This window comes from Cyanothece sp. BG0011, assembly GCF_003013815.1.
GTDB lineage: Bacteria > Cyanobacteriota > Cyanobacteriia > Cyanobacteriales > Microcystaceae > Crocosphaera.
Genome location: NZ_PRLH01000087.1, coordinates 1 through 4,479, shown reverse-complemented (window position 1 = coordinate 4,479; position 4,479 = coordinate 1). Strand labels below are relative to the sequence as shown.

Annotated in this window: 3 protein-coding genes and 2 pseudogenes; 4 read left to right on the top strand and 1 reads right to left on the bottom strand. The window is 36.5% G+C overall.

All coding sequences use genetic code 11. From position 1 onward, the window contains the following. Window positions 1-324: glutathione peroxidase (locus C4E06_RS10700; protein WP_107668044.1), on the bottom strand; the 324-nt coding region annotated here is incomplete at its 3' end. Window positions 325-547: 223 nt separating this feature from the next. Between C4E06_RS10700 and C4E06_RS10695 the strand changes: the two are divergent. From C4E06_RS10695 to C4E06_RS10680, 4 genes and pseudogenes are all read left to right on the top strand, one after another. Then, window positions 548-1,072, top strand: a pseudogene (locus C4E06_RS10695) (RNA-guided endonuclease TnpB family protein); the annotation flags it as partial. A 104-nt stretch (window positions 1,073-1,176) separates the two neighbouring features. Then, window positions 1,177-2,259: a tyrosine-type recombinase/integrase gene (locus tag C4E06_RS10690; RefSeq protein WP_107668042.1), complete on the top strand. Its 1,083-nt coding sequence runs from the start codon at window positions 1,177-1,179 to the stop codon at window positions 2,257-2,259. Continuing rightward, window positions 2,252-3,715 carry a tyrosine-type recombinase/integrase gene (locus tag C4E06_RS10685; RefSeq protein WP_107668041.1) on the top strand — a complete coding sequence of 488 codons (1,464 nt, stop codon included), beginning with the start codon at window positions 2,252-2,254 and terminating at the stop codon, window positions 3,713-3,715. Before C4E06_RS10690 ends, C4E06_RS10685 begins: the two co-directional genes overlap by 8 nt. After that, window positions 3,708-4,479: pseudogene (locus C4E06_RS10680) on the top strand (transposase); the annotation flags it as partial. The gene C4E06_RS10685 and the pseudogene C4E06_RS10680, both read left to right, overlap by 8 nt.

Below are 4,479 nucleotides of genomic sequence, written 5' to 3'. Positions count from 1 at the left end.
CAAGAATTGATAGAGGGGACTGCGGTTAGCTCCATTGACATCTTGTTTTTCGAGTAGAGTAAATTCAACGTCGTATTTGCTACTGGTAAAATCTTTAATCTCTTCGGGACTACCAGGCTCTTGTTGACCGAACTGATTACAAGGAACCCCAATGACCTGAAATCCTCGTTCTTTATATTGTTTGTCCAGTTCAACTAAACCCGAATATTGAGGCGTTAAGCCACATTGACTGGCTACATTAACAAAAAGGATTACTTGATTTTTTAATTGTTCTTCTGGAATCGGTGTTCCCTCAAGGGTTATTAAATGGGTAGGCAGCGGCATGATTTTGATCTCGGAAAAAACATCTTATTCTAGATTATCCCTGGTTTGGGACGTTTGGAAAACCTATCACTGATCAACTGATATCTTGCAGGCCTTACCTAGAGAACACGGGAGCATGAAAGCCATCGTCTTTTCAAGCGATGGATGAAATGTGACTCGAATGGTTTTAACCATTTGTATCTTATCTTGCGCACTTGTGTAAGATATGTGTTAGTATGTGTTCATGGCTATTTTAACTCTGACACTTAAACTTCCTTTTTATCGGTTAAATCAATGCAAATCGCAAGAGTTTGACCGATTAACTGAGTTAAACACAGGCATTGCTAATCAGCTTTTAGAAATACCTAAAACGGATAGAAGAAAATATACTAGCAAAGATTTTAATCATGTTGAGATTGGGTCGGGTTGGATTAATCAAACTATCCGCAACAGTTGTGCTGCAACTAAAGTTAAGAAGTTTAAGTGTTTGCCACTTGAAGTCAACAATCAAGGATGGCGCATTGAGAAAAAAGGTGATACTTATTCAGTTGCTTTCTCAATTATTAGAGGGGTTAAAAAGCGTGTTCCTTTAGCTATTCATCAATCCAATCATGCTGATGTCTTAGACAAAATCATAACTAAAGAAGCAAAGAAAGGCAGTCTTAAGTTATGGAAATCTAAAAGAGGTATCTGGTATGTTTTGTTATCAGTATCAATGGAAGTTCCTGATGCTGAATCAGTTAAAAATTGGATTGGAGTAGATAGAGGTAATCTAACACAAAGAATATATAATAAACAACAACAACAAAGACCCCTTTTTTTATACAGTGTTACACTATATCTTAATACTTTTTTGTATCTATATGGTGTAAAATGTCTTTAAGTCTTCAAAAGGGCATCGACCCTCATACCCAGGAGATCATTTGGTTAGTGCTTGATGAGGATTACCAAGTGGTAGAACCAATTCAGCGTTACCTAACCTTCCTATCAGGAACAAAATCCCCCAACACCGTCGAATCCTACGGTTACGGTTTAAAAGCTTGGTGGGAGTTCCTGCAAAGTAAAACCCTCGACTGGAAAGAAGTTCAGTTAACGGATTTAGAAGACTTCGTTCATTGGTTAAGAGTAGGAGATACCAGTAACATCGTGTCTATGCAACCTGTTAAAGCAAAGCGCAGTGAACGCAGCATTAATTTGGCACTAACGGCTGTAACCACTTTTTATGAGTACCACGACGCTCATAAAAACATTGACCCCAAAAAGTTTGACCGTCTCATTACTACCAGGGGGACAACTCGTAGAGGGTTATTAGATGGCATTAGCAAGTCTAAACCAACTCGACAGAAATTAGTTAAACTCAAAGAACCTAAAAAGTTTCCTGGTTGTTTGACAGATGAACAAGTCGAAACTTTAGTTAATAACTGTCACCGACTCAGAGATAAATTCCTAATCCTGTTACTCAATGGAACAGGAATTAGAGTGGGAGAATTACTCGGATTACAGCACGAAGATATAGGAGATGGTAGCGATTACTTTATCCATGTTAGAAAGCGTCGTCACGGTAATGAAGCCAGAGCAAAAGGACAAGAAAGAACCATTCCTGTTATTCCTGAACTTCTGCAAATGTATAACGATTATCTCATTTATGAGTACCCAGAAGTGGAATCAAACTATGTTTTCGTAAATATCTGGGAGGGTGCAATAGGGATGCCCATGAAAGCCCCTGTCATTAATACCATGTTTACTCGGTTGAGTAAAAAGACAGGCATTAAAGTGTATCCTCACCTTTTTCGTCATACTTATGCTACTCGTTTATTGAAAGCAGGTTACTCACCAGAACGAGTCAAGCATCTATTAGGACACGCCAGTATCCAAACCACATTAGATGTTTATTCTCATGTTATCAGTGAAGCAGATTTAATGACCGTTATTGAGGAGGAGGACAATAATGAGTAGTATTCCTGATTGGATTTTAGAACCTGAAAGTTGGTTGAGGGAACAGAATAGTAAAGCTCAACAACTCTTACTCAATCCTTTACTAAAAAAGGATATTTGGAAAACCAGAGAGGATTTAGGATTAGACATTAATCAGCATGGAAAAGTATTAACTATTCCCTTTCAAGGTATTGAACAAGATTGGTTGAAGTTACTGGCTAAACTATATGTTTTAGTGAGAAGTCAACGCAAGTTATCTGCTAGATATATTAGACATGATGTTCATTACTTAAGTCGATTTTCACAATTCCTAACTCAGCAATCAATCTTAACCCCTGAACAAATTAATGACCAACTGTTTGAGGAGTTTGATTACTATTTACGGTCATCTCAATTATCAAAAAGCTCCATCTATCATCACTACACAACCCTAAAAAACTTCTTCAATCTTTGTTGTCGAGAAGGATGGTTAAATGTTGACACTTACTGGTTCAAAGGAAAATGTAAAACTATAACTCCCAAAAATGATGATATTGAGTACATCCCTGAAGAAGTCTGGCAGCAATTAGATGAACATCTTCATTATTTACCTGACCCTATTCAAAGGATGGTTTTAATAATCAGGGGAACAGGATTACGCATAGGAGAACTACTAAATTTACCCTTAGATTGTTTACGAAAACGGGACAAACAATGGCGTTTGAGATTTCTAACCGAGAAATATAAAATCGAAGATGAAATCCCCATTTGTGCTGAATTAGTTGCGGTTATTCAAGAACAGCAGGATTATGTTAGGGAACATTTTGGAAAGAGTTATAAAAACTTATTTGGCAGTAATGATGGAAACAATCATCATTATAAACCAGCCCCTAGAATCATGAAGTTAGATAGCTTTAATCGCTGGTTAAGGAAACTAGCTCAAGACCAGAATATTTGCACAAAAGAAGGTAAAGTATGGCATTTTCGGTCACATCAATTTAGGAGAACACTAGCCACCGTGATGACCAATGCAGGGGTCAGAGACTTAATTGTTCAGAAGTACCTAAGACACCGTTCTCCTGATATGCAAAACCATTATAAACACTTACTTAAAGAGGTGTTAGGGGAAGAATATCAGGAGTTAATGAAAGAAACAAAATATGTTGACAGTACAGGTACTTTAGTCGCTACTCATAAACCCAAAAACCCTATTACTGAGATGGTAAGAAGAAAAATGTATGGGATTACCACTCAGTACGGCGAATGTCATCGACCTATTTTAAAATCCCCCTGTCAGACGGTTAATGCTTGTTTACGGTGTGAACATTGGCGCACTTCTACAGATGATTTGGATTATCTAAAAGAGGATCTCAACCGTATAGAAGCTGAGATAAATATTGCTAATAAGTTGGGAATGGTTAGGCAAGAAAAAGGTTTAATCCGTGACCAGCAACGTTTAACTATTCGTGTTCAAAGATTGGAGAGAGTTAATGATTGAAATTGATTGGAAAAAAGATTATAAAGGTGAATTTATTTGTCCTAAGTGTAATACTTTAGGAATTATTGCTAGGGGAGTTAAGCAATCTAATAATAAGAGAGTTTTTGCTTGTCAGAGTTGTAAGTATCAATTCTATGAATCTTGTCAGATACAGATAAAAGCTATTGAAGATCCAATCAACCTTGGAGTTATTTGGTACACCAACTATCGATACAAAGAGTTTATTTGTCCTGAATGTGAAGCAAGAGATATTTACTATGCAAAAATAGAAAACTATAATACTAAGCGATATTTTTGTCGTACCTGTCGCAAATATCAATGTGATTCCATTCAATTAACCCCTGCTAATCTTAGTCATTATAGTAGCAAAACAAGACCTGTTCAGCCTTTTGAATTTGATAATGATAAGTGGGATTTAAGAGCCATAAACCCTAACTTTGACCAGCGAGATACAGGCTATTTTACTGTTAATTTTAGCTTAATTAAACCAGTCTGGTTTAAAAAAGAAGTAAAGAAGTACATTTATTCCTTATGTAAAGCCGGTCAATCTAATACTTTGGCGACAATTAATAATTATTTATCAGCTTTACGAATCTTCTCTCGTTACATTTGCCAAACTAATATAACTGGTTTTGACCAAATTAATCGCAGTCTAATCCTAGATTATTTAGCTAAAGAAAAGACAGTCAATAAATCTAAACTCGGAGCATTACGCAGCTTTTTTATAGCAGGAACACTTCGAGGTTGGTTTAGCATTGACAAGG

Coding starts and splice junctions, on each gene's coding strand:
- C4E06_RS10690 (WP_107668042.1), top strand. CDS start 1,177: ATGTCTTTAAGTCTTCAAAAGGGCATCGACCCTCATACCCAGGAGATC.
- C4E06_RS10685 (WP_107668041.1), top strand. CDS start 2,252: ATGAGTAGTATTCCTGATTGGATTTTAGAACCTGAAAGTTGGTTGAGG.